This window comes from Leucobacter chromiisoli (genome assembly GCF_016522505.1).
In the GTDB taxonomy this organism is placed as follows: domain Bacteria; phylum Actinomycetota; class Actinomycetes; order Actinomycetales; family Microbacteriaceae; genus Leucobacter; species Leucobacter chromiisoli.
On record NZ_JAEHOH010000001.1, the window covers coordinates 48,402 to 72,077 of the forward strand.

Below are 23,676 nucleotides of genomic sequence, written 5' to 3' on the forward strand. Positions count from 1 at the left end.
TGTGAGCGCACTTCGCGCAGACTATCGAGGAGGATGCAATGGCGAAGCCCATCGACGAGCTGATCGTCCAGGACAAGGGGTTGGTGAGCCGCGAGATCTTCGTGGACGAGGAGATCTTCAAGCAGGAGCTCTCCCGCGTGTTCGCGCGGGCCTGGCTCTTCGTCGCGCACGAGGACCAGATCGCGAAGAACGGCGACTACGTGGTGTCGAAGATGGGCACCGACACCGTCATCGTCACCCGCGACATGGAGGGCGAGGTGCACGTGCTGCTCAACACGTGCACGCACCGCGGCATGCGCCTGTGCCGCAACGACATGGGCAACGCCCGCACCTTCTCGTGCCCCTACCACGGGTGGTCGTACTCGATGGACGGGCGCATCGTCGAGACCCCCGGGGATCTCGCGGGCGTGCCGGGCCACGCCACCTACTACCACGGCGAGCTCGACAAGAAGGACTGGGGGCTCGTCCGCGCGCCCCGCGTGAAGGTCTACAAGCGCACGGTGTGGGCCTCCTGGGATCCCGACGCCCCCGAGTTCGACGACTACCTCGGCGACATGAAGCAGTACCTCGACTACGCCCTCGACGGTCGCGACGGCTCGCCGGGCAACAACGAGATGATCGGCGGGATCCTGAAGTGGCGGGTGCCGTCGAACTGGAAGTTCGCCCCCGAGAACTTCATCGGCGACAACTACCACGACATCTCCCACCGCTCGGTCGACCTCGTCGGCATCAACCCCTCCGGCGGCACCGGCCGCCGCGACGACGAGCCCGAGGACGCGACGACGATCGGCTTCCCGAAGCTCGGGCACGGCGTGATCGGCGAGATGCCCTACCAGAAGGAGCCGGAGTCCGCCGGCTGGGCGGCGAACCCCGAGGTCTCGGAGTGGTACCGGAAGTGCCACGACGCCCGCGTCGAGCGCTTCGGCGACGAGCACCGGGTGAGCATGACGGTCGGCACCATCTTCCCGAACATGTCGTTCCACGGCCGGCAGCCGCGCACGATCGCGGTGTTCCACCCCATCTCGCCGACCGAGATGGAGATGTGGCGGATCTTCCTGGTCGACCGCGACGCCCCCGACGCGGTGAAGGACATGGCGCGGCACTACCACCTGAGCTACTCCGGGCCCGGCGGGCTGACCGAGTCCGACGACATGGAGAACTGGTCGTACGCCACCGACTCCAGCCGGGGCGAGATCTCGCGCAGCATCTACTTCAACTACGAGATGGGCCTCGGCCACGCGCGAGTGGTGCCCCACCTCGAGGGCGCCGTGGAGAACGGCGAGTTCACCGAGGAGAACGCGCGCATCTTCTACCGCCGCTGGGCCGAGTTCATGAAGGCCGGATCCTGGGACGAGCTCTTCCCCGGCAAGGGCCCGGGGCCGGGCGGCTCCCGCGGTGCGGCCGAGAGCGCACCGGCCGACGCCGAGGCCGCCTCCGTAGACGCCGCAGCGACCGCCGAGACGAAGTGAGGGGAACCGTGTCCAAGAGAGAAGAGATCGAGCTGCTGCACGACGTCACGCAGTTCTTCTACCGCGAGGCCGACCTCCTCGACTACCGCGAGTACGCGGAGTGGCTGAAGCTGCTGCACCCCGAGGTGCGCTACTTCATCCCGCTCGTGCGCAACGTCCCCCGGATGCGCGACAACGAGTTCACTCGCGAGCAGCAGGACAACGCCTGGATGGACGAGGGCTACACGACGCTCGAGAAGCGCGTGAAGCAGATCCTCACCAACATCCACTGGGCCGAGGAGCCGCCCTCGCGGGTGTCGCACCTCATCACCAACACCGTGCTGCTCTCGGTCGAAGGCGATCCGGGATCCCGCGAGGTGACGACCCGATCCCGCGTCTTCGTCTACCAGAACCGCATCGACGACGAGGTCAACCACTTCGTCGGCAAGCGGATCGACACCCTCGCCGAGACGGAGGGCGGCTGGCTGCTCAAGCACCGGACCGTCCACCTCGACCAGAGCGTGCTGCTCGCCAAGGCGCTCACGGTGTTCATCTGATGGTGCGGGCGATCTTCCACTCGGCCGACGGCGGCTCGACGGACGAGATCGACGTGCCCGACGGCTGGACGCTCATGGAGGGCGCCAGGCAGGAGGGCATCCAGGGGATCGTCGCCGACTGCGGCGGCGGCGCGATCTGCGGCACCTGCCACGTCAGGGTGCGCCCCGAGTGGGCGGACCGGCTGCCCGAACCGGAGCCCAGCGAGGCCGCGCTGCTCACGATCGTCCCCGAGCCGTGCGAGACGAGCCGTCTCGCCTGCCAGATCCCGATGGAGCCGGAGCTCGAGGGCATCGAGGTCGACATCCCGAGCACCCAGCTCGACATCTGAGGCCCCCTCCCACCGCCCGGCCCCGGCCGGCACAACGTTCGAAAGGCATCACACCCTATGGAGACCGTCTTCCTATCCTCCGACATCCCGGCCGACCTGCGGGCCAGGCTCGAGAGCGCCTACCGGGTCGTCGACGTCCCCGACGACGTCACGAGCGGCTTCGAGGCCTACGGCGACCCCGTGGGCTGGCTCGTCGCCGGCAACCCCGTCGACGCCGCGGTGATCGCGCAGCTGCCGAACCTGAGGGTCATCTCGAACTACGGCGTCGGCTACGACAGCGTCGACGTGCCCGCCGCGACCTCGGCGCAGATCATCGTGTCGAACACCCCCGGGGTGCTCGACGACGCCGTCGCCGAGCTCACGCTCGGCCTCATGCTCGCCCTCGGCCGCGGCATCGTCACCTACGACCGCTACGTGCGCGACGGCTCCTGGGAGCGCGAGTGGCCGCCCCTCACCCACGACGTGCACCGCACGACCCTCGGCGTCGTGGGCATGGGGCGGATCGGCCGGCGCCTCGCCGAGCTCGTCGCGCCCCTCGGCGTCGAGGTGCTCTACCACAACCGCTCGCGCAACGCCGAGATCGACGAGTCGGGCGTCGCGACGTGGGCCGAGTGGGAGGACATGCTGCAGCGCTCGGACTTCGTGAGCCTGCACACGCCGCTCACGGAGCGCACCCGCGGCTTCTTCGTGAAGGAGGACTTCGAGCTCATGAAGCCGAGCGCCTACCTCATCAACATGGCGCGCGGCGCGGTGGTGAACACCGACGACATGGTCGAGGCGCTGAAGAACGGCACGATCGCGGGGGCCGCGCTCGACGTCTTCGAGGAGGAGCCACTGCCCGCCTCGCACGAGCTCGTGCAGCTCGACAACGTGATCCTGCAGCCCCACAACGGCAGCGCCACGGAGGAGACGAGGCGCGCGATGATCGACCTCGCCGTCGAGAATCTCGAAGCCGGTCTCCAGGGAGAACGGCCGAAGACCCCCGTAAACTGGGAGGACATCTACAGCGCGTAGCTGTCGAAGAGCCGGGTGCCGCACGCACCCGGCTCTTCTGGTGACGGCGCGCATCCGGGGGCGGCTGGCAATGGGGCGAGACACATGAAGCAGAGCAGATTCGGGTCGTACGCGACGCTCAGGGCCCTGCTGTCGGAGCGCTCGCTGAACCTCGAGCCGGTGCACGTGCCCGAGTACCTGCTCGACCGGAGCATCCGCTGGGTGACGGTGACCGAGATGGTCGATCCGGCGCCCTACCTCCTCGGCGACGAGCTGATCCTCACCCTCGGCAGCGCATGGGAGGATCCCGAGTCCCCGGACATCGAGCGCTTCATCCAGCGCATCTCCTCCGTCGGGGTGACGGCGGTGGGCATCGCAGTCGGGCTGTCGCACGAGACCGTGCCGCAGCGCATGATCGACGCCGCGAGCCAGTACGGCCTGCCGCTCATCGCGGTCCCGTTCACCACCACGCTGCGCTCCATCGGCGAGTACATCGTCGACTACACCCTGGGCGACAAGTTCGCCGCCGTGCAGAGCACGCTTCAGGCGCACACGGACCTCACCGAGGCGCTGACCTCGCGGCTCGGCATGGAGGGGCTGCTCAGCCGGCTGCGGCGGCTGCTCGAGGTGCCGGTCGCGGTGGTCGACTACTGGGGCACCCTCGTGGCGAGCCAGCCGGCCTCGACGCCGTGGCCGATGGACGAGATCATCGCCCGGCGCACGTCGATCTCCTCGGGCGACACGATCGATGGCGTCACCGTCTACCCGGTGCTCATCTCCGACCAGCGCGTCGCCTTCGTGTGCACGCAGGGCGTGGGCGCCGCCCCCGAGATTATGCGCTTCGCGCTCGGGCTGGTCGCGCTCGAGCTCTCGCGCCGCCAGGCCGAGCAGCACGGCCGGCGCGAGCTCCTCGGCCAGGTCATCAGCGACTACATCCAGGGCGACCTCGCCGACTACGAGGCGCAGCGGCGGCTGTCGCGCGCGGGCGTGAGCTTCGACGGACCCAATCGAGTGGTGCTCGCCCATGTGCAGTGCGCCCCGCGGCTGCTCGAGGACATCCCGTGGAACGTCGAGACGCTCGTGCCGTCCGGCGCGGGGGAGTACGCCGTCGCCCTCGTCGACGACGTCGTCGCCGTCATGTGCTCCGAGGAGGTGCCGGTCGACGACCTCGCGCAGGCGCTGCACCGGCACCTGGACCGGCTGGGCGAGACCCGCATCGGGATCGGCAGCCCGTACCCCGGCGTCGCCGGGCTGCGCCTCTCCTGGCTCGAGGCCCAGGGCTCGATGCGATCCGGCATCGCGTCGTCCTCGCGGGGCTCCATGCACCTCCCTCGGCTCATGCTCGCGAGTCTCAAGGTGCCGCTCAAGAGCGTGGGCGAGCAGATCCTGAAGGTGCTGCTCGACTACGACCGGGAGAACGACGCGCAGCTCGTGCAGACCCTGCAGGTCTACCTCGACTGCGACTGCCAGAGCGCCGACGCCGCGCAGCGCCTGTTCGTGCACCGCAACACCCTCCGGTACCGGCTGCGGCTCATCGAGAAGCTCACCGGCTGCGACCTGAACTCGTTCGAGGATCTCGTGAACTTCTACCTCGCGGTGCGGGCCATGGAGATGGGGTAGCCGCCGGGCCGGACGGCTCCGGATCGAGGAGCCGCCGATCGCCGGCGCCTGCCGGGTGCCGGCTCAGGCGTTCAAGCGGGCGCGGATCGCGGGGGCGGTGAGGATCCTGAGCGCGACGACGATTGCGCCCAGCCCGGCGACGATCATCCAGAGCGCCTTGGGGTCGTCGAGCACCGCGAACGCGAAGCCGCCGATGAGCGACGCCACCGCCATCCCCGCCGGAAACCCCATCCCGTGCACCGAGAGGTAGACGCCGCGGTGGCTCGGGTGCGCGATGCCGGCCGAGACGCTCGCCGACAGGGGCATGTTGATGAGCTCGCTCGACGTCCACACCACGAGGACGAGCACGTACCCCCACAGTGACGAGGCGAACATGTTCAGCCCCATGCCCACCGCGATGAGCGCTGCGGCGACGATGAGCAGCGGCGGGATCCCGAAGCGCGCCAGCATCCGGTCGAAGGGGATCTGCATCGAGACCACGAGCACCCCGTTGATCGCCATCAGCAGCCCGTAGCCGGTCGTGCCGAGGCCGTCGGCGAGCATGAGCAGCGGCAGCGTCACGAACACCTGGAGGTACACGCCCATGTAGAGGATGTTGGTGAGCGCGAAGGCGAGGAACACCCGGTCCCGCGCCACCACGGCGAACCCCGACGGCGGCCGGAGCCGGGCCCTCGAAGCGCCGGGACGGGCGGCCGCGCCGAGCGCCCGCCCGGCCCGGTCCGCATTCCGGTCGACCGCGCCGGCCCGGTCATCCGCGCCGGCCCGCTCATCGGCACCGGCCCGGTCCGCGGCGTCGGCCCGGTCGACCGCGTCGCCACCGCCGCCGATGAGCCAGGCGAGGAAGGTGCCCGTGTAGAGCAGCGCCATCCCGGTCGAGAACATCGCGGTGAACGAGAAGGAGGAGAGCCAGCCGCCGATGAGGGGGCCGAGCGCGAGCCCCGAGTTCAGCGCCATGTACATGAACCCGTAGGCCCGCCGCTGGTGCTCGCGCCTGGCCAGGTTCGCGATGAGCGAGTTCGATGCGGGCATGATGACCTGCCCGAAGGCCCCCATCGCGAGCACGATCGGGGCCACGAGCCAATCGGGCGGGATCAGCGCGAGCGAGCCCGCGGCCGTGCCCGTGAGGGCGAGCGCGATCGTGATGACCGTGCGCGATCCCAGCCGGTCGATGAGCGGGCCGCAGAGCAGCGCGGTGATCGCCCCGCCGATCCCGTAGAGGGCCATGACGAGACTGGCGCGGCTGGCGGAGAACCCGGCCCCGTCCGTCATGAAGATGGTGAGGAACGACTCGACGAAGAACCCGATGCGCGAGACGAGCGTGGCGAGGAAGAGCAGCCAGAACGCGCGCGGGAGGCTGAGGGGTTCCGTCACGGTGCTCCGACTCTGCTGGGGCGCCCGGGCATGGGGCGCCGGCGGCTCACGGGGCGGCGGGCACGCGACCCCGAGAATATCGTCGCGCGAACGCGGGCCCCCGGGAACGTGCCGCGGCCCAAAGCGACCCCGCATGGTTGTGCTGCTGCACATATCAGCGGCCGCGCGGGCGAACTTACGATGAGGGAGTTCGAGGGCGCTGCCCCGTGGCGACGCCCAGGCACTGACAAGGAGATGCCGCATGCAAGACACCCTCGCGCAGTTGGAGTCGCTCCCCGGCCGGGCCGAAGCCTACGTGGACGGCACGTGGCGGCCGAGCGAGAGCGGGCGGACCCAGGCCGTGCTGGACCCCGCCACCGGGGGCGAGGTCGGTGCCGTGCCGGCCATGACGGCGCCCGACGTCGACCGGGCCGTCGACGCCGCGCACCGGGCCTTCGGCTCCTGGCGGAAGACCACCGCGAAGGAGCGGTCCGTGCTGCTGCGCCGCTGGCACGACCTCATCGGCGAGCACCTCGAGCCCCTCGCCCGCATCCTCACGGCCGAGCAGGGCAAGCCGCTCCAGGAGGCGCGGAACGAGATCCGTCAGTCGCAGGCCTACATCGAGTTCTTCTCGGAGGAGACCAGGCGGCTGTACGGCGAGACGATCCCGGCCAACACCGGCGACCGGCGGCTCCTCGTGCAGCGCGAGCCCCTCGGGGTCGTCGGCGTCATCGCCCCCTGGAACTTCCCCGCGGCGATGATCGCCCGCAAGGCCGGCGCCGCGCTCGCCGCGGGCTGCACCGTGGTCGCGAAGCCGGCGGCGGAGACGCCGCTGAGCGCGCTCGCGCTCGCGGTGCTGGCCGAGGCGGCGGGCATTCCCGCCGGGGTGTTCAACGTCGTGACCGGGCGCGGCGGCGAGATCGGCGGCGCCTTCACCGCGCACCCCCTGGTGCGCAAGATCTCCTTCACCGGATCGACCCCGACGGGCAAGCATCTCGCGCGGGAGTCGGCGGACACCCTCAAGCACCTCTCGCTCGAGCTCGGGGGCAGCGCGCCCTTCATCGTGTTCGACGACGCCGACGTCGAGCTCGCGGTGCGGGGCGTGCTCGCCAGCAAGTTCCGCAACGCCGGCCAGACGTGCGTCGCGACCAACCGGGTCTTCGTGCAGCGGGGAATCGCCGAGGAGTTCTCCCGGCGGTTCGCCGAGGAGACCGAGAAGCTGACGGTCGGCCCCGGCGTCGAGGACGGCATTCAGATCGGACCGCTCATCAACGAGGGTGCGGCCGAGGACGTGGGCCGCATGCTCGAGACCGCCCGGTCGCAGGGCGCCAGGGTGCTCGCCGGAGGCGAGCGCCTCACGGGGGCCTTCGTGCAGCCGACGGTGATCGCCGACGTGTCGGACGACATGGACATCGTGCGCTCCGAGATATTCGGGCCCATCGCCCCCATCTCGGTGTTCGACGACACCGAGGAGGCGATCGCCCGGGCCAACGACACCGTCTACGGCCTCGCCGCCTACTTCTACACCAACGACTACCGCAGGATCGTCCGAGTGAGCGAGGGGCTCGAGTTCGGCATGGTGGGCGTGAACGAGTCGCTGACGACCACGGAGGTGGCCCCCTTCGGCGGCGTGAAGGACTCCGGCTACGGCCGGGAGGGGTCGCACTTCGGTCTCGAGGAGTACACCCAGTTGAAGTACATCTGCGTGGGAGGGCTCTGATGGGGACGCTGACGGACGCCCGGCCCGGCCGGGGAGCCGCCGCCGACTTCTCCGATGTCGTCGTCGTCGGCGGCGGGCAGGCGGCGGCGGAGCTCGTCAAGTCGCTGCGGCGGGAGGGCTTCGACGGCAGCGTCAGGCTGTTCTGCAACGAGCCCTACCTCCCGTACGACCGGCCGCCGCTGTCCAAGGGCGTCATGAAGTCGCGCGTCGAGATCGAGCGGTTGGCGTTCCTCGGGGCCGCCGGCTACGAGAAGATCGACGTCGCGGTCGAGACCGGCAGGGCCGTCGTCGCGATCGACCCCGACCGGCGTCTCGTCGTCACCGACGACGGCCGCGAGATCGGATACGGCTCCTGCGTGCTCGCGACGGGGGCGCGGGCCGTCCCCGCGCCGTGGTCGGAGACGACCCGGGTGCACTCCGTCCGCACCTACGAGGACGCCCTGCGGCTGCACGACGCGATCAGCTCGGGGGCCCGGCGGTTCCTCGTCGTCGGGGGCGGCTACCTCGGCCTCGAGACCGCGAGCTCGCTCACGGCCGAGGGGCTGGACGTCGCCCTCGTCGAGGCCAGCCCGACGCTGCTCACCGGCCGGGCCTCGGCCTTCACGTCGCGGTGGCTCCAGGAGCAGCACGAGGCGAGGGGGCTGCGCATCCACCTCGGGTCGCTCGTCGCCGAGCTCGAGGAGACGGGCGACGAGGTGCGCGTGCGGCTCGCCGACGGAACCGAGATCGTGGCGGACCAGGTGGTGTTCGCGGTCGGCGCGCTCGCCAACCTCGACCTCGCGGAGGCCATCGGCGCCGAGCACGGGCGCGGCGTGCTCGTGAACAGCCAGTGCGAGACCTCGGTGCCCGGCGTCTACGCGATCGGCGACGTCGCCAGCTTCCGCACCCCGAGCGGCGCGGAGGCGCGCGTCGAGTCCGTCTTCAACGCGACCTCCCAGGCGAAGACGCTCGCGCGCGTGCTCACGGGCAAGGAGATCAAGGAGACCGGCGCCCCGACCTTCTGGTCGGACCAGGTCGGCGTGTCGATCCGGCTCGCCGGCTGGGTGCCTCCCACGCTCGAGACCACCGACGTCGTCACGACCGAGGAGGACGGCTGGTTCGTCGAGCGCTACCTCGGGGGCAAGCTCGTCGCCGTCGAGAGCATGAACCGCATCGTCGACTACCTGAGAGCCGTCCCGTCCATCGTCGACCTGAGGAGGAAGCTGTAGCCATGGGGATCCGGAACGGCCTGACCGACTACGGCGATCCCGAGTTCGCGGCGTACCTGCGCGGGGCGTTCGCCTCCAGCATGGGCTTCAGCGAGGAGGCGCTCGAACGCCCCATCGTGGGCATCACCTGGACGGCGAGCGACTTCAACAACTGCCACCGCCTGGCCCCCGAGCTCATCGAGGCCGTCAAGCGCGGCGTGCTCATGGAGGGCGGGCTGCCGATGGTGTTCCCCACCATCTCCCTGGGCGAGGGCTTCCTCAACCCCACCTCCATGTACTTCCGCAACATGCTCGCGATGGAGACGGAGGAGATGGTCAAGGGCCAGCCGATGGACGCGGTGGTGATGGTCGGCGGCTGCGACAAGACCATCCCCGGCCAGGCGATGGCCGCCCTCTCCGCCGACGTGCCCGCGGTGATGCTGCCCGTCGGGCCGATGATGACCGGCAGCTTCGAGGGCGAGCGGCTCGGCGCCTGCACCGACTGCCGCCGCTACTGGGGGCAGTACCGGGCGGGCGGGCTCAGCCGCGAGCGGCTCTCGCTCGTGAAGCAGCGGCTCGCGTCGACCGCGGGCACCTGCCCCGTCATGGGCACGGCGAGCACCATGGCGAGCATCGTCGAGACGCTCGGGCTCGCCCTGCCCGGCTCCGCCACGATCCCCGCGGTCGCCTCGGACCGACTCCGGATCGCCGAGGAGAGCGGGCGCCGCGCCGCGCAGCTCGCCCGCGACGGCGGCCCCTCCCCGCGCACCTTCGTGACGGAGGCGTCGGTGCGGAACGCGCTCCGCATGCTGCTCGCGATCAGCGGATCGACGAACGCGCTGATCCACCTCACCGCGATCGCGAGGCGCGCCGGTGTCGCGATCGATCTCCAGCGGTTCAACGAGCTGAGCGAGGAGACCCCCGTCGTCGTCTCGCTGAAGCCCACCGGCGACGGGTACATGGAGGACTTCCACCGCGCCGGGGGCGTGCGCGCCGTGCTGCGCGAGCTCGAGGACCGCTTCGACCTCGACACGCCGAACATCGCCGGCGGCCGGCTGCGCGACCACATCGACTTCTCCGAGGAGTGGCGCGATCACCGCGTGGTGCGCCCCGTCGACGACCCCGTGAGCCCCGTCGGCGGCCTCGTCGCCCTCTTCGGATCCCTCGCCCCGACGGGCGCGATCCTCAAGCGCGCCGCGGCCACGCCCGAGCTCTTCGAGCGCACGGGTCGCGCGATCGTCTTCACCTCGCCGGAGGATCTCGCCGAGCGCATCGACGACCCCGACCTCGACGTGACCGCCGACGACTTCCTGGTGATGCAGAACGGCGGTCCGATCGCCTCGGGCATGCCCGAGGCCGGGTACCTGCCGATCCCGAAGAAGCTGCTCGCCCAGGGCGTCACCGACATGGTGCGCCTCTCCGACGCGAGGATGAGCGGGACGGCGTACGGCACGGTCGTGCTGCACATCTCGCCGGAGTCCGCCGTGGGCGGGCCGCTGTCGAAGGTGCGCACGGGCGACCTGATCCGGCTCTCGGTGCGGGATCGCCGGCTCGACCTGCTCGTCGACGAGGAGGAGCTCGCCCGGCGCGAGCCCGAGGTGCGGCTGCTCGCGCGCAAGAGCGCGTTCGCGAGGATGTACCGCGCCGAGGTCATGCAGGCTCCGGACGGCTGCGACTTCCGCTCGGCGGTCGACGACGGCGCCGAGGCGTGCGCCGACGGAGCGGGGGCCGGGGGCGTCGCCGAGGTCACCGGCGTCGCCGCAGCGGGAGCGGGCGCGTGAGGCGCCTGATCGTCGCCATCACGGGGGCCTCGGGGGCGCTGCTCGGGGTCGAGGCGCTCCGGCGCGCCGCCGCGGAGCCCGACATCGAGACCCACGCGATCGTCACGGGCGCCGGCCTGCAGACGCTGCACGAGGAGACCGACCTCGGGCTCGCCGACGTGCGGTCCCTCGCCGATCACGTGCACAAGAACAACGACCTCGCGGCGCCGCCGGCGAGCGGATCGTTCCGCAGCGACGCGATGATCGTGGCGCCCTGCAGCGTCACGACCCTCTCGTCGATCGCGAACAGCTACGACGCGAACCTCGTGGTGCGGGCCGCCGACGTCATGCTCAAGGAGCGCCGCCCGCTCGTGCTGCTCTTCCGCGAGACGCCGTTCCACCTCGGGCACATCCGGCTCATGGAGCAGGCGACGATGAGCGGAGCCATCGTCATGCCGCCGATGCCGGCGTTCTACCTCCGCCCGCAGACCGTCGACGACATCGTCGTCCAGACGGTGGGCCGGGCCTTCGACCTCGCGGGGATGCCCCTCGACGACACGCAGCGCTGGAACGGACCACCCGGAAGGAGAACGCGCGATGGCGAACGAGCATGGAACGGCGGCGAAGGGGATCCGGGAGGAGATTGAGCGCCTGGAGGCGGCGGGCCGACTGATCCGCGTCGCCCACGAGGTCTCGCCGCGTTTCGAGGCGTGCGCCTACGCGGCCGAGGCGGATCACGGCAGCGCGATCCTGTTCGAGCGCGTGGCCGGGTCCGAGCATCCCGTCGTGATGAACACCACCGGCAGCCGCGAGGTGATCGCGACGAGCCTCGGCGTGCGCCCGGAGGATCTCGCGGAACGGTATCTCGAGGCGCTCGCCCGGCCCGTGGCGCCCCGGCCGTGGGACGCCGCCGCGGGCGTGCCGCCCGTGCAGGAGGTGGTCGTCGAAGGCGACGACATCGATCTGCCGGCTCAGCTGCCCGTGCTCACCCACCACGAGCACGACGGCGGCCCCTACATCACCTCAGGCGTCGTGATCGGCGAGCACGAGGGCGTGCGCAACCTCTCGTATCACCGCATGCAGGTGCGCGGGCCGCGCGAGACGGGCATCGTCGTCGTGCAGCGGCACCTCCACCGCATGCTCGACGCGGCGGACGCCGCGGACCGGCCCCTGCCCGTCGTCGTGGCGCTCGGCCTCGACGCCGCCGCCTACCTCGCCGCAGCGACCTCCGGGAGCGCCGCGCCCTACGGCTTCGACGAGCTCGGCATCGTGGGTGCGCTGCGGGGCGAGCCCGTGCGGCTCGCCCCCGGCCGCACCGTGCCCCTCGGGGTGCCCGCGTGCGCCGAGATCGTCATCGAGGGGCACATCCTGCCGAACACCCGCGCGGACGAGGGGCCCTTCGCCGAGTTCGACGGCAACTACGAGCGGGGCAGGGAGCGCGTGTTCCGCGCGACGGCGCTCACCATGCGCCGCGGCGCGGTCTACCACGGCCTCGCGTCGGGCTCGGTGTCGCAGCTCAACATCATGGGGCTGCCGAACGAGGCCGTGCTGCTGCGCTCGACCCGAGCCGTCGTGCCCGCGGTCGAGAGGGTGCACGTGACGCTCGGCGGGCTGCGCAAGTTCCACGCGGTCGTGTCGCTGCGCAAGCAGATCGCGGGCGACCCGGGCGACGCCATCGTCGCCGCCTTCGCCGGTCATCGCGACCTCAAGCAGGTCGTGGTGGTGGACCACGACGTCGACGTCTACGACCTCGCGGCCGTCGAGCGGGCGGTCGCCATCTGGTTCCAGCCGGATCGGGATCTGCACCTCATGGGGCGGGGCCGCGGCAACCCGGTGGACCGCAGCCTCGACGCCGACGGCACGACCTCGCGCATGGGACTCGACGCGACCCGGCCGCTCGGCAGCGAGCGCACCGTACCCGCCGTGATCCCCGGCCGCGAGCGCGTGCGGCTGCCCTGAGGGCGGGAGCGGCCGGGGCGGGTATCCGCCGGGCCCTGGCCTCAGGGCAGCTCGATGTCGCGCGTCACCTCGTCGTCGTGCAGCGAGGTCCACACCGACTTCAGCCGCGTGTACAGCTCGACGGCGGCGCGCCCGCCCTCGCGGCCGTAGCCCGAGCGGCCGATCCCGCCGAACGGCATGCGGTCCGAGATCACCCCGTAGGTGTTCACCCACACCGTGCCCGCGCGCAGCCGGTCGGCCACGCGATGGGCGCGGGCGACGTCGGTCGACCAGACGCCGGCCGCGAGCCCGTACTCCGTGTCGTTCGCCATCGCGATCGCCTCGGCCTCGGTCTCGAACGAGGCGAGCACGGCCACGGGGCCGAACACCTCCTCGCGCACGATCTCCATGTCGGGCCTCACGTCGGCGAGCAGGGTCGGGGCGACGTAGTAGCCGTCGCCCAGATCGGCCGAGTCGGGCAGCTCCGCCTGCGCGAGCAGGGATGCCCCGCCGGCCACCGCGTCGCGGATCATGCGTTCGGTCTTCTCCTGCTGCGTCCTCGTGGTCTGGGGGCCGACCTCCGTGGACGGGGCGAGCGGGTCGCCCACCCGGATCGCGCGGGTGCGCTCGGCGAGCCTCCGGTGCAGGTCCTCCTCCGCGCCGCGCTCGACGAGGATGCGGCTGCCGGCGATGCAGGCCTGCCCCGCGTTCGCGAAGATGCCGCTCGCGAGGCCCTCGACGAGTCGGTTCGCCGGGGCGTCGGCGAACACGAGCTGGGCCGACTTGCCGCCGAGCTCGAGCGCCGTCGGCACGAGGTTGCCGGCCGCCGCGGCGGCGATCGCCTTGCCGGTGCCGTCGTGCCCGGTGAACACGATGAGCGAGACCCGCGGGTCGCCCGTGAGCGCCTCGCCGGTCGCGCGGCCGCCGGGCAGCACGCGCACGACTCCCTCGGGCAGCCCCGACTCGAGCATCAGCCGCTCGAGCAGGAGCGCGCTGAGCGGGGTCTCGGGCGCGGGCTTCAGCAGGCACGCGTTGCCGAACGCGAGCGCCGGGGCGATCTTCTTCGTGGCGAAGATGATGGGCGCGTTCCAGGGGACGACCGCGGCGACGACGCCGTGCGGCTCCCGCTTCGAGTAGGCGAAGTAGTCCCCCTCGACCGGCACGACGTCGCCCGCGACCTTGTCGGCGAGCTCGCCGAAGTAGAAGAACGACTGCGCGGCGCGGCGCACCATGGCGAGGCTCGAGGGGAGCGGGGCGCCGAGGTTGCGGGCCTCGAGCTCGGCGAGCTCGTCCTCGTGCTGCAGCATGGCCTCCCCGACGCGGCGCAGCGCGCGGCCGCGCTCCATGGGGGAGCGGGCCGACCACACGTCGAAGCCGCGCCGGGCCGCCGAGACGGCGTCCGCGACCTCCTCCGGGGTGGTGTCGGCGACCTGAGAGATCACGCTGCCGTCGACGGGGGAGAAGATGTCCATTCGTGCGCTCCTGAGGTTCGGGATCGGGTCGGGGCCCGGCATCGGGCCGTTCGAGATCTGGTCGGGGCCGGGTCGAGTGGGATCGGGGTCGGGTCAGGCCGGGTCGAGTCGTGCCGCCCGGGTGCGACCCGCGGGTCGTCCGGCCCCGGCGGCGTCGAGCGGTTCCGCTCATCCTCGCAAGGGGGAGGGCGCCGGGGCACCGTGCCGGTCGCCAAGCGAGGCGGGGAGGTGTTGTGCGCGCGGCCAGATGCTCCCGCCCGCGCTCCATCCCGGAGCAGGCTCTCCGCCTCGTCCGAGGATGACGCGTCCGCCGAAGACGCGTAGGGTCGAAGCATGACTGTGCGTGCGATCACCGTGGAACGGGCCGGCGGGCCGGAGCTGCTGCAGGAGACGGAGATCCCGGATCCGGTGCCGGGCCCCGGGGAGCTGCTCGTCGAGACCGCCTTCGTGGGCGTGAACTTCATCGAGACCTACCAGCGCTCGGGCGTCTACCCGGTCGACTACCCCTTCATCCCCGGTAGCGAGGCCTCCGGCACCGTCGTCGCGGTGGGCGAGGGGGTGTCGGGCTTCGAGCCGGGCGATCGCGTCACCACCTGCGAGGGGAAGGCCGCCTACGCCGAGCGCTTCGTCGTGCCCGCCGTCGCCGCGGCCCGCGTCCCCGACGGCCTGGGCCTCGACGTCGCCGCGGCCCTGCCGCTGCAGGGGATCACCGCCCACTACCTCTCGACCTCGGCCTCGCACCCGCAGCCGGGCGACACCGTGATCGTCCACGCCGGCGCCGGCGGTGTTGGCCTGCTGCTCACCCAGCTGCTCGCGGCGCGGGGGATCCGGGTCTTCACCACCGTCTCGACCCCCGAGAAGCGGGAGCTGAGCCTCGGCGCCGGCGCCGAGCAGGTGCTCCGGTACGAGAGCTTCGCCGACAAGGCGCGCGAGCTCACCGACGGGGCGGGGGTCGCCGTCGTCTACGACGGGGTCGGCAAGCGCACCTTCGACGACTCCCTGCGCGCCCTGCGCGTGCGCGGCGAGATGGTGCTCTTCGGCGGGGCGAGCGGGCAGGTGCCCCCGTTCGACCTGCAGCGTCTGAACTCGGGCGGGTCCCTCTCGATCACGCGCCCGTCGATCGGCCACTTCCTGCTGACGCCGGAGGAGCGCGCGTGGCGCTACGGCGAGCTCTTCGACGCGGTCACCGGGGGCGGGCTCGACGTCCGCGTCGGCGAGCGCTTCCCCCTCGCGGAGGCCGGCCGCGCCCACGAGGCGCTGGAGGGCCGCGCCACGACCGGCAAGGTGATCCTGGAGGCGTAGGGCGCGGCTCGCCGTGCTGCGCCGCCGCTGAGCTGCGGCGGAGCGGTGACGTTGCTCGATGTCGGGTCGCCCCCCGCCGTCGCCGCGTGCACCGCGTCGCGGCCACGCACCCCTGGGAGTTGCTCGACGAGTCTCAGCGAGGTGTCGAGCAACTCGCGGTCGAAGCTCCGATGGGCGGCCTACCGCGCCACCGCGTGCTCGGCCAGCAGCTCGAGCACGTGCCGGTACTCGCGGCCCGTCGCGCGGGTCATGCCGATCTCGCAGGTGCGGTTCGCCGACACGTAGGCGTCGAAGGCGCCGTCCTCCCGCTCGGCCCTCGCGAGGCCCGCGACCTCGTCCTCCGTGGCGCTCGCCGTCAGCTCGGGATGCAGCATGCCGCGGTCCCCGGCGAAGGCGCAGCAGCCCCAGCCGTCGGGCACGACGACCTCCTCGGCGACGGCGGCGGCGAGGGCGAGCACGGCGTCGTTCGCGCCCAGCTGCGTCGTCGAACAGGTCGTGTGCACCGCGACGCGGCCGAGCCTCCGCGGCACGGCGAGGCGCGGGAGCACCCGATCCGCGACGAACTGCGTCGCGTCGATCACGCGAAGCCCGCGATAGCGGGGATCTTCGGATGCCGCCTGCGCGATCATCACGTCGAGGCCCTCGCTGCAGCTCGCGGCGTCGCACACGATGGGCAGCTCGCCCTGCCTGCTCGCCGCCCACAGGGCCGGGAGCACGCGCTCGGACATGAGCCCGTACCCGCTGAGGTGCCCCTTCGACTTCCACGGGGTGCCGCAGCAGAGGCCGTCGACGGCGTCGGGCACCGCGGCGGGGATCCCGGCGCGGCGCAGCAGCGCGAGCAGCGCCCCGGCCGATCCGCCGTCGCGCGGGTCCCCGCTCGCCGCCCCGAACATCGTGCCGATGCAGGCCGCGAAGAACACCAGCTCGGGGTGCCGGACGCCGTCGGAGGCGTCCCCGCCCGGTTCGCGTCCGGCGCCCCGCCCGCCGGCCGGGAGATCGGCGTCGTAGCGCGGCACCGTCTCGGCGCCGAGGATCGCGCGCCCCACCGCCGTGGCCCCGGTCACGAGCGGCGCGGGGAGGCGGTCGGCCAGGGTGAGCGCGGCGCTGCCGGCCCGGGTCACGGCTCCCCAGTGCTCGGCCGCCCCCGCCCAGGCGGCATCGGCGACGCGGGCGCCGTCCTCGGCGCGCAGTCGCCGCACCAGGTCGCCGGTGTTGATGTTCACGGGGCACGCGACGGCGCACATGCCGTCGGCCGCGCAGGTCTCGACGCCGTCGTAGCGGTACATCTCGCGGAGCTCGTCGGCGAGGGCGTTCGCGCCGTTCGCCTCCGCGCGCACCAGTTCGCGCCGCAGCACGATCCGCTGGCGGGGCGTGAGCGTCAGGTTGCGGCTCGGGCACACGGGCTCGCAGTAGCCGCACTCGACGCAGCGGTCGACCTCCTCCTCGACGGTGGTCGGCAGTTTGAGGTGGTCGAGGTATGACTCGGGATCGTCGGAGAGCAGCACGCCGGGGGCGAGCAGGCCGTCCGGGTCGATGAGCGCCTTGATGCGCTGCATGAACCCGTAGAGCCGGTCGCCGAACTGCCGCCGCACGAAGGGGGCCATCACCCGGCCGGTGCCGTGCTCGGCCTTGAGCGTGCCGCCGAGTCCGAGCACCAGGTCGACGAGCTCGTCCGTGAAGACCCGATAGCGCTCGCGGGCGCCCGCGGCGCGGAAGTCCTCGTTCACCATGAAGTGCACGTTGCCGTCCTTGGCGTGGCCGAAGATCACGGTGCCCTCGTAGCGGTGGGCGTCGAAGAGCCGCTCGAGCCCCTCGCAGGCGGCGAGCAGGCGGTCGACGGGCACCGCGATGTCCTCGAGCAGCGCGGTCGTGCCCGAGGGCCGGGCCTCCGCCACCGCCGTGTAGAGGCCCTTCCTGACCGACCACAGCGCCGCGCGCTCGGCGTCGTCCCGGGTGAGGCGCGCGGGCAGCGCGAGCGGCAGGCCGGCGAGGTGATCCGCCACGGCGCGCTCGCCCTCGAGCAGCCCCTCCTCGTCGGCCGCGTGCACCTCGACGAGCAGTGCGGCGTGGCAGTCGACGTCGATGCGCGCGATGTCGCCCGGCACGTCGGCGAGGCCCTGCGCGACCCTCAGGGAGCGGGCGTCCATGAGCTCGACCGTGGCGAGCCCGAGGTCGACGAGGCCGGGGAGCGCCGCCATCGCCTCGGCGAGCGACGCGAACACGAGCAGCGCGGTGGCGATGCGGGGCCGCACCTCGATCGTGCGGAAGCGGGCCTCGGCCGTGAACGCCAGCGTGCCCTCGCTGCCGATCACGAGGTGCTCCAGGATCCGCACCGGCTCGTCGTGGTCGAGCAGCGAGTTCAGACCGTACCCCATCGTGTTCTTGATGGCGTACTGCCGCCGCACCTCGGCGACGAGCGCGGGGTCGGCGCGCAGCTCATCCCGCAGCTCGGCGAGGCCGCGGTGGATGCCCGGCTCGAGCCTCGCGAGCTCCGCGTCCGCGCCGGGAGCGCCCGTGTCGATCACGGTGCCGCTCGGCAGCACGAGCACCAGGCCGGTGACGGTGCGGTAGGAGTTCTCCACCGTGCCGCAGGCCATGCCGCTCGAGTTGTTCGCGATGACGCCGCCGATCGTGCAGGCGATCTCGCTCGCGGGATCCGGGCCGAGCTTGCGACCGTGGCGCGCGAGCCGGGTGTTCACGTGGCGCACCGTCGCCCCGGGGCCGACCCGCACCTCCTCGCCGCCCTGCAGGATCTCGATCCGGCGGAAGTGCTTGCGCGTGTCGAGCATGACCCCCGAGGTCACGCCCTGCCCCGAGAGGCTCGTGCCGCCCGAGCGGAAGCTCACGCAGCGCCCGGCGGCGCGCGCCGAGGCGAAGGCGCGGGCCACGCCGGCAGCGTCCTGCGGAGTCACGACGGCCTCCGGCACGAGCAGGTAGTGGGAGGCGTCGTGCGCGTAGGCCAGCCGGTCCAGCGAGCGGACGGTCTGCTCCACCCCGTCGCCGAGGGTCTCGGAGTCGAGGGGGAGCGTCGCAGCGGGGCGGGATGCGGCGGGGCGGGATGCGGCGGAGCGGGGTGCAGTGGAGCGGGGTGCAGCGGGGCGGGGCACGGAAACCTCTCTTCGTCGGGCCGGTCTCTGGGCGGGGTGATCCGGAGCGGGGTCAGCCGCAAGGGGGCGTGCGTCGGGGTTCCGGCCGAGGGCGAGCCCCGGCACGCGGCCCCCGCGGATCCGGGACCTCAGGGTCTCGGGGGCCGGGCCTCGGTGCTCAGGGCACGCGGCGGATCCAGGCCTCCGTGAGGAATTTCTTCTCGACCAGGCGCTCGGCGGCGTCCCACTCGCCCTCGGTGACCTCGCCGTCGGTGCCGCCGTGGCGCCGCTTGAACACCTCGACCATGCGCTCGATGATCTCCTCGCGCGCGAGGCCCGTCTGGCTGCGCAGCGGATCGACCCGCTTCTGCGCGCTCTGCGTGCCCTTGTCCGAGAGCTTCTCGCGCCCGATCCGGAGGACCTCGGTCATCGCCTCGGGGTCCATGTCGTACGCCATGGTCACGTGGTGCAGCACCGCGCCCGAGCCGAGCCGCTTCTGCGCGGCGCCGCCGATCTTGCCGTGCGGGCTCGTGATGTCGTTGAGCGGTTTGTAGACGGCGTCGATGCCGAGGGTCTTCAGCGCCTCGAGCACCCACTCGTCGAGGAAGGCGTAGGAGTCGGCGAAGCTCATGCCGCGCACGAGCTCGCCCGGCACGTAGAGCGCGTAGGTGATGCAGGCCTGGGGCTCCATGTACATGGAGCCCCCGCCCGAGATGCGGCGCACGATCTGGGCGCCCCGGGCCGCCGCCTGCTCCTCGTCGACCTCGTTCCTCACCGACTGGAAGCTGCCGATGAAGACCGCGGGGGCGTTCCACTCCCAGATGCGCAGCGTCGGGCCGCGCAGACCCTCGCCCACGGCGGTGGTGAGCACCTCGTCGAGCGCCGCGTTGAGCACGGGGGCGACGGGCGGCTCGTGCAGGATCTGCCAGTCGTAGTCGCGCCAGTGCGCGGCCCCCGTCACCGCCCTCCGGATCGCGACGCCGACGGACTCGGGGGTGAAGCCCAGCAGATGCACCTCCTTCGGCAGGCCCTGCCGGATCGCGGTCGCGATCTCCTCGATGGTGCTGTTCGGGGAGAGCCCGTTCACCGCCGCGTCGATGTCGAGCAGCGCCTCGTCGGGCTCGAGGAAGAAGTCGCCGGAGAGTCGGAAGTCCGAGATCCGCCCGCCCTCGACCTCGAAGTCGACGACGACGAGTTTGCCGCCGGGAACCTTGTACTCACCGTGCATGGGGGCCTCCACATCGCCAGCTGCGGGTAGGGCTCCAGGCTACTCCTCCGCGCTCGCGAAGATCGAGCCCCCTGTGCTCGGCGGGGCTTCGGGGGAGTGCGGCAGGACGGGAGCGCAGCAGGGCGGCAGGGCGGGAGGGAGGCTAGGCGCCGACCCGGTCGAGCATCCAGGTCACGAGGTCGGCGACCACCTCGTCGCGCCCCAGCTCGTTCAGCAGCTCATGCCGCGCCTCGGGGTAGACCTTCAGCGTGACGTCCCGCACGCCCCTGCGGCGGTAGGCGTCGGCGAGCCGTCGCAGGGAGTCGCGCTTCGACAGCGGGTCGGCGCTGCCCGCGACGATGTGGATCGGGATGTCGGGGGCCAGCCCGGCGGCCGGGGTGCCGAAGAGGCGGAGCGCGTCGGCGGGCCCGAGGAGCTTCAGGATGTCGGCCTCGAAGCAGAGCGGGTCGGCGATGAAGCGCTCGGCGACGGAGGGGTCGCGGCTCAGCCACTCGAACCCGTTCGCCTCCGGCCCGGCCCACCCGGCGTTGAGCTTGCCGCTCTCCATGCCGGCGGGCGACCGGTGGGCGCTGCCCGAGAGCACCACGGCGTCCCAGGCGCGCGGGTGGCGATTGAGGAGCCGCTGGGCCATGAGGGATCCCCAGGAGTGGCCGAACATGATCACGGGAACCCCGGGGTGGCGATCCCGGATCAGTCCGGTGAGCTGCAGGATCGCGGCCTCGGTCGCCCGCAGGCCTCCCGGGCCGAGCCGGCCGAGCCGCGCGAGATCGCCGCCCCACTGCCGCCGTCCCGTCTCGCCGTGCCCGCGGTGGTCGTCGGCGTAGACGGCGAAGCCCGCCCGCACCAGATCCTGCGCGAAGGCCGCGTAGCGCCCCGCGTGCTCGCCGATCCCGTGGGCGATCTGCACGATCCCCACCGGCTCCTCGGCGGCCCACTCGTACACCGAGATCTCGACGCCCTGAGCGTCGACGTAGGTGAACCCGACGGGGGCGGTGTCGCTCATGCCGTCGATTCTGGCAGGCGCGGCTGGGCGGCGCCAGGCCGCCGCGAGCGGGCCGCGATACTAGAATGAGTCGCGCATCGGGACGATCCCGACTGGAGACGAATACACGGATATGGCGTAGGGGGACATCGTGTCGCTGCAGGCCCCCGACCCCGACCCCCGGCACAGCCCGCAGTCGGGCGAGGTCGAGATCGGACCCCGGATCCGGGAGCTCCGGGAGGCCTCCGGGATGTCGCTGCGCGGGCTCGCCAGGGCCAGCGGGCTCTCCGTCGGCTTCCTCTCCCAGGTGGAGCGCGGCATCAGCTCGATCGCCCTGTCGAGCCTGCGCGCGGTCGCCGACGCGCTGGGACACCCCATGTCCGAGCTCTTCGAGACGGAGGGGCCGCCCTCGCCCGACGACGACTCGATCATCTTCACGCTGATGCGGGGCTCCGAGCGCAAGCGCAGCGTGGTCTCCGGCGGCCGGCACTACGAGATGCTCTCGGCCCGAGCTCCAGGGCTGATCCTCGAGCCGATGCTCGTCTACATCGAGCCGGGCGGGGTCGAGGAGCCCCCCGTGAGCCACGCAGGCGAGGAGTTCGCCTACGTGCTGAGCGGCCGCCTCGTCTACGAGGTCGCCGGCGAGGAGCACCTGCTCGAACCCGGCGACAGCCTCTACCTGCGCTCGAACACCCCGCACGCCATGCGCAACGACGGCACCGAGACGTGCGTCGTCGTCTCCGTCGTCACCCCCCGCCACTACTGAGGCGGGAGCGGGGCCGAGGGTCGGGTGGCCGGCGGACCGCATGTTCCCGGCCGCGCCGCCCGCCGCGCGTCGTGTGGCGCCTGCCCCGCTCCGCGCGCCTGCGCCGCCCGCCCTCCGGCGCCGTCCGCCCGGGCCGAGCCCCGGTCCGCCCTCCGGAATGTAACGGATCGGAGAAATCTCCGGCAAAAGGTGTTCATAAAGTGTTTGATGGTATAGAACAGTAGAGCAGGCTTTGACGAACTCTCGGTCGACGGCGGAGAGCCCGGTTCATAGGAGAACAACGTGAAGACACACCCCTCTCGCATGCGGAGCCGCCTGGCCTCCGCCGCGGCGGCCACCACGGCGGCAGCGCTCATGTTCACCGGCTGCGCCGCGAGCGCCCAGAGCGAGTCCTCGGGCGGCGCCGACGAGCTCACGGTCGCGATCACCGCCTACCCGAGCAGCTGGGACCAGGACTTCGTCGCGTTCGACCTCATCGCGCTGATGCTCCACAAGAACGTCTACCCCTTCATGGTCGACTACGACGTCGCCGAGGTGGAGGGGGGCCGCATCCTCGACACCGAGAACATCATCCCGACGTGGGCCGAGTCCTTCGAATCGGAGGACGGTCAGAACTGGGAGCTGAAGATCCGCGAGGACGCCGTGTTCCCGAGCGGCAATCCGATCACCGCCGAGGACGTCAAGTGGTCGAAGGATCGCGCGTTCGCCGCGCAGGCCAACGTCGCGGGCGTCTATTCGATGATCGGCCTCACCTCGCCCGACCAGATCACGGTCGTCGACGAGCGCACCGTGCGCTTCGCGCAGGAGTGGCCCAGCGCCCTCTCGCCGCAGATCCAGGCGCTCGCCCTCTTCGTCTACGACTCGAAGATGCTGCAGGAGCACGCGACCGAGGACGATCCCTGGGCGCAGGACTGGGTCGCGCAGAATCCCGCCGACGGCGGCTACTTCGTGGTCAACGACTTCACCCCCGGCCAGGAGATCGTGCTCGAGGCGAACCCCGACTACCCCGCCGACAACGGAGCGCAGATCGACACGATCCGCTTCAAGGTCGTATCCGACACGGCGTCCGCGGCCGTGCAGCTGCGCGAGGGGGACGTCGACGTGGCCATGGGCCTGAGCTCGCCCGAGATCGACGACCTCGCCGACGTCGAGGGCGTCCAGATCCTGTCGGCCCCGAACAACGACCTCCTCCAGGTGACGATCAACACCGAGAGCGCCCCGTTCGACGATCCGCAGGTGCGCCAGGCCCTGGCCTACGCGATGCCCTACGACCAGATCATCGAGAGCGTCTACGGGGGCGAGGCGCGTCGCCCCGAGAGCCTCGTGCCCATCGACATGCCCGGCTACGACGACTCCCGCTACGAGTACGATCAGGATCTGGACCGGGCGGCGGATCTGCTCGAGAGCGCCGGCGTCGAGGATCTCCAGCTGGACTTCGTCTACCAGGCCGAGAGCGCCGAGCAGGAGCGCATCGCGATCCTCGTCCAGGACGCCCTGTCCGAGATCGGCGTGACGGCCGACCCCACGCCGCTCGACCCCGCCACGCTCGGCGAGCGCCGCGCCGCCGGCGACATCCCGATCCAGATCACCTCGGGGCAGAACTGGGTGAACGACGTCGAGTACCTGGTGAACAACCAGTACAAGACCGGCGCCTTCCTCAACTACTCGCGCTACTCCAACCCCGTCGTCGACGCCAACGTCGAGGCCGCACGCACGGTGACCGATCCGACGGAGCGCAACGAGCTGTGGTCGGAGATCCAGGAGCAGTTCGCGAACGACGTGCCCGCGATCCCGCTGGTGCAGCCCGACTTCCGCCTGCCGGTGGCCGATCACGTCGGCGGATTCGTGCAGCCGGTGGACGGCCTGCTGCGCTTCAACTTCTTCACGGCCGACTGACCGGTGCGGGGCCGCCGAGGGGCGCTCGTTCTCGAGACCGCC

At 71.9% G+C, this 23,676-nt stretch carries 18 protein-coding genes; 13 read left to right on the forward strand and 5 right to left on the reverse strand.

Going from position 1 to position 23,676, the window contains the following annotated elements:
* Positions 1-38: 38 nt before the first annotated feature.
* From JD276_RS00245 to JD276_RS00265, 5 genes are all read left to right on the forward strand, one after another.
* Entirely contained in the window at positions 39-1,469 is a 1,431-nt protein-coding gene (locus JD276_RS00245) for an aromatic ring-hydroxylating oxygenase subunit alpha (RefSeq protein WP_200112589.1), read from the forward strand.
* 8 nt (positions 1,470-1,477) lie between these two features.
* Complete coding sequence (locus tag JD276_RS00250) at positions 1,478-2,005, forward strand: aromatic-ring-hydroxylating dioxygenase subunit beta (RefSeq protein ID WP_200112591.1); 528 nt, start codon at positions 1,478-1,480, stop codon at positions 2,003-2,005.
* A complete protein-coding gene (locus JD276_RS00255; protein ID WP_200112593.1) occupies positions 2,005-2,334 on the forward strand; it encodes a 2Fe-2S iron-sulfur cluster-binding protein in 330 nt (109 codons plus the stop codon). The genes JD276_RS00250 and JD276_RS00255 overlap by 1 nt, the downstream gene beginning before the upstream one ends.
* Positions 2,335-2,391: 57 nt before the next feature.
* A complete protein-coding gene (locus JD276_RS00260; protein WP_200112595.1) occupies positions 2,392-3,348 on the forward strand; it encodes a 2-hydroxyacid dehydrogenase in 957 nt (318 codons plus the stop codon).
* 84 nt (positions 3,349-3,432) lie between these two features.
* Positions 3,433-4,947, forward strand: a complete 1,515-nt coding sequence (locus tag JD276_RS00265; RefSeq protein WP_200112598.1) for a PucR family transcriptional regulator — start codon at positions 3,433-3,435, stop codon at positions 4,945-4,947.
* A gap of 63 nt (positions 4,948-5,010) precedes the next feature.
* Here JD276_RS00265 and JD276_RS00270 read toward each other — a convergent pair whose 3' ends face one another.
* A complete protein-coding gene (locus tag JD276_RS00270; RefSeq protein WP_504739334.1) occupies positions 5,011-6,561 on the reverse strand; it encodes an MFS transporter in 1,551 nt (516 codons plus the stop codon).
* On the opposite strand from JD276_RS00270, the gene JD276_RS00275 reads away from it, so the two are divergent.
* Genes JD276_RS00275 through JD276_RS00295 form a run of 5 tightly spaced genes read left to right on the forward strand, consistent with a single transcriptional unit; the run spans position 6,560 to position 12,923 of the window.
* The gene (locus tag JD276_RS00275; RefSeq protein ID WP_200112602.1) at positions 6,560-8,017 is read left to right on the forward strand and encodes an NAD-dependent succinate-semialdehyde dehydrogenase; all 1,458 of its coding nucleotides are present in this window, start codon (positions 6,560-6,562) and stop codon (positions 8,015-8,017) included. The genes JD276_RS00270 and JD276_RS00275 overlap by 2 nt on opposite strands.
* Entirely contained in the window at positions 8,017-9,225 is a 1,209-nt protein-coding gene (locus tag JD276_RS00280; RefSeq protein WP_200112604.1) for an NAD(P)/FAD-dependent oxidoreductase, read from the forward strand. The genes JD276_RS00275 and JD276_RS00280 overlap by 1 nt, the downstream gene beginning before the upstream one ends.
* 2 nt (positions 9,226-9,227) lie before the next feature.
* Entirely contained in the window at positions 9,228-10,985 is a 1,758-nt protein-coding gene (locus tag JD276_RS00285) for a dihydroxy-acid dehydratase (protein ID WP_200112606.1), read from the forward strand.
* Positions 10,982-11,611: a UbiX family flavin prenyltransferase gene (locus JD276_RS00290; RefSeq protein WP_200112608.1), complete on the forward strand. Its 630-nt coding sequence runs from the start codon at positions 10,982-10,984 to the stop codon at positions 11,609-11,611. Before JD276_RS00285 ends, JD276_RS00290 begins: the two co-directional genes overlap by 4 nt.
* On the forward strand, positions 11,562-12,923 hold the full coding sequence (locus tag JD276_RS00295; protein ID WP_200112610.1) for a UbiD family decarboxylase: 1,362 nt from the start codon (positions 11,562-11,564) through the stop codon (positions 12,921-12,923). The genes JD276_RS00290 and JD276_RS00295 overlap by 50 nt, the downstream gene beginning before the upstream one ends.
* A 41-nt stretch (positions 12,924-12,964) precedes the next feature.
* Here the strand turns inward: JD276_RS00295 and JD276_RS00300 are convergent, their stop codons facing one another.
* Positions 12,965-14,374, reverse strand: a complete 1,410-nt coding sequence (locus JD276_RS00300) for an aldehyde dehydrogenase family protein (protein ID WP_200112612.1) — start codon at positions 14,372-14,374, stop codon at positions 12,965-12,967.
* A gap of 333 nt (positions 14,375-14,707) precedes the next feature.
* Between JD276_RS00300 and JD276_RS00305 the strand changes: the two genes are divergently transcribed.
* On the forward strand, positions 14,708-15,676 hold the full coding sequence (locus JD276_RS00305) for a quinone oxidoreductase family protein (protein WP_200112614.1): 969 nt from the start codon (positions 14,708-14,710) through the stop codon (positions 15,674-15,676).
* Between the two features lie 179 nt (positions 15,677-15,855).
* Here the strand turns inward: JD276_RS00305 and JD276_RS00310 are convergent, their stop codons facing one another.
* From JD276_RS00310 to JD276_RS00320, 3 genes are all read right to left on the reverse strand, one after another.
* Entirely contained in the window at positions 15,856-18,783 is a 2,928-nt protein-coding gene (locus JD276_RS00310) for an FAD-binding and (Fe-S)-binding domain-containing protein (RefSeq protein WP_307866363.1), read from the reverse strand.
* 157 nt (positions 18,784-18,940) lie between these two features.
* Entirely contained in the window at positions 18,941-19,990 is a 1,050-nt protein-coding gene (gene lplAB, locus JD276_RS00315; protein WP_200112617.1) for a lipoate-protein ligase LplAB, read from the reverse strand.
* Between the two features lie 142 nt (positions 19,991-20,132).
* Positions 20,133-20,993, reverse strand: a complete 861-nt coding sequence (locus JD276_RS00320; protein WP_200112619.1) for an alpha/beta fold hydrolase — start codon at positions 20,991-20,993, stop codon at positions 20,133-20,135.
* Positions 20,994-21,123: 130 nt separating this feature from the next.
* On the opposite strand from JD276_RS00320, the gene JD276_RS00325 reads away from it, so the two are divergent.
* Entirely contained in the window at positions 21,124-21,738 is a 615-nt protein-coding gene (locus JD276_RS00325; RefSeq protein WP_200112621.1) for a cupin domain-containing protein, read from the forward strand.
* 282 nt (positions 21,739-22,020) lie between these two features.
* The gene (locus JD276_RS00330; protein WP_200112623.1) at positions 22,021-23,634 is read left to right on the forward strand and encodes an ABC transporter substrate-binding protein; all 1,614 of its coding nucleotides are present in this window, start codon (positions 22,021-22,023) and stop codon (positions 23,632-23,634) included.
* The last annotated feature ends 42 nt before the right edge of the window (positions 23,635-23,676 follow it).

Bases quoted from the DNA above. Each gene is read 5' to 3' on its own strand.
- JD276_RS00280 (WP_200112604.1), top strand. From the start codon at position 8,017: ATGGGGACGCTGACGGACGCCCGGCCCGGCCGGGGAGCCGCCGCCGAC.
- JD276_RS00320 (WP_200112619.1), bottom strand. From the start codon at position 20,993: ATGAGCGACACCGCCCCCGTCGGGTTCACCTACGTCGACGCTCAGGGC.
- JD276_RS00295 (WP_200112610.1), top strand. From the start codon at position 11,562: ATGGCGAACGAGCATGGAACGGCGGCGAAGGGGATCCGGGAGGAGATT.
- JD276_RS00245 (WP_200112589.1), top strand. From the start codon at position 39: ATGGCGAAGCCCATCGACGAGCTGATCGTCCAGGACAAGGGGTTGGTG.
- JD276_RS00260 (WP_200112595.1), top strand. From the start codon at position 2,392: ATGGAGACCGTCTTCCTATCCTCCGACATCCCGGCCGACCTGCGGGCC.
- JD276_RS00300 (WP_200112612.1), bottom strand. From the start codon at position 14,374: ATGGACATCTTCTCCCCCGTCGACGGCAGCGTGATCTCTCAGGTCGCC.
- JD276_RS00265 (WP_200112598.1), top strand. From the start codon at position 3,433: ATGAAGCAGAGCAGATTCGGGTCGTACGCGACGCTCAGGGCCCTGCTG.
- JD276_RS00255 (WP_200112593.1), top strand. From the start codon at position 2,005: ATGGTGCGGGCGATCTTCCACTCGGCCGACGGCGGCTCGACGGACGAG.
- JD276_RS00275 (WP_200112602.1), top strand. From the start codon at position 6,560: ATGCAAGACACCCTCGCGCAGTTGGAGTCGCTCCCCGGCCGGGCCGAA.
- lplAB (WP_200112617.1), bottom strand. From the start codon at position 19,990: ATGCACGGTGAGTACAAGGTTCCCGGCGGCAAACTCGTCGTCGTCGAC.
- JD276_RS00270 (WP_504739334.1), bottom strand. From the start codon at position 6,561: ATGCGGCATCTCCTTGTCAGTGCCTGGGCGTCGCCACGGGGCAGCGCC.
- JD276_RS00305 (WP_200112614.1), top strand. From the start codon at position 14,708: ATGACTGTGCGTGCGATCACCGTGGAACGGGCCGGCGGGCCGGAGCTG.
- JD276_RS00285 (WP_200112606.1), top strand. From the start codon at position 9,228: ATGGGGATCCGGAACGGCCTGACCGACTACGGCGATCCCGAGTTCGCG.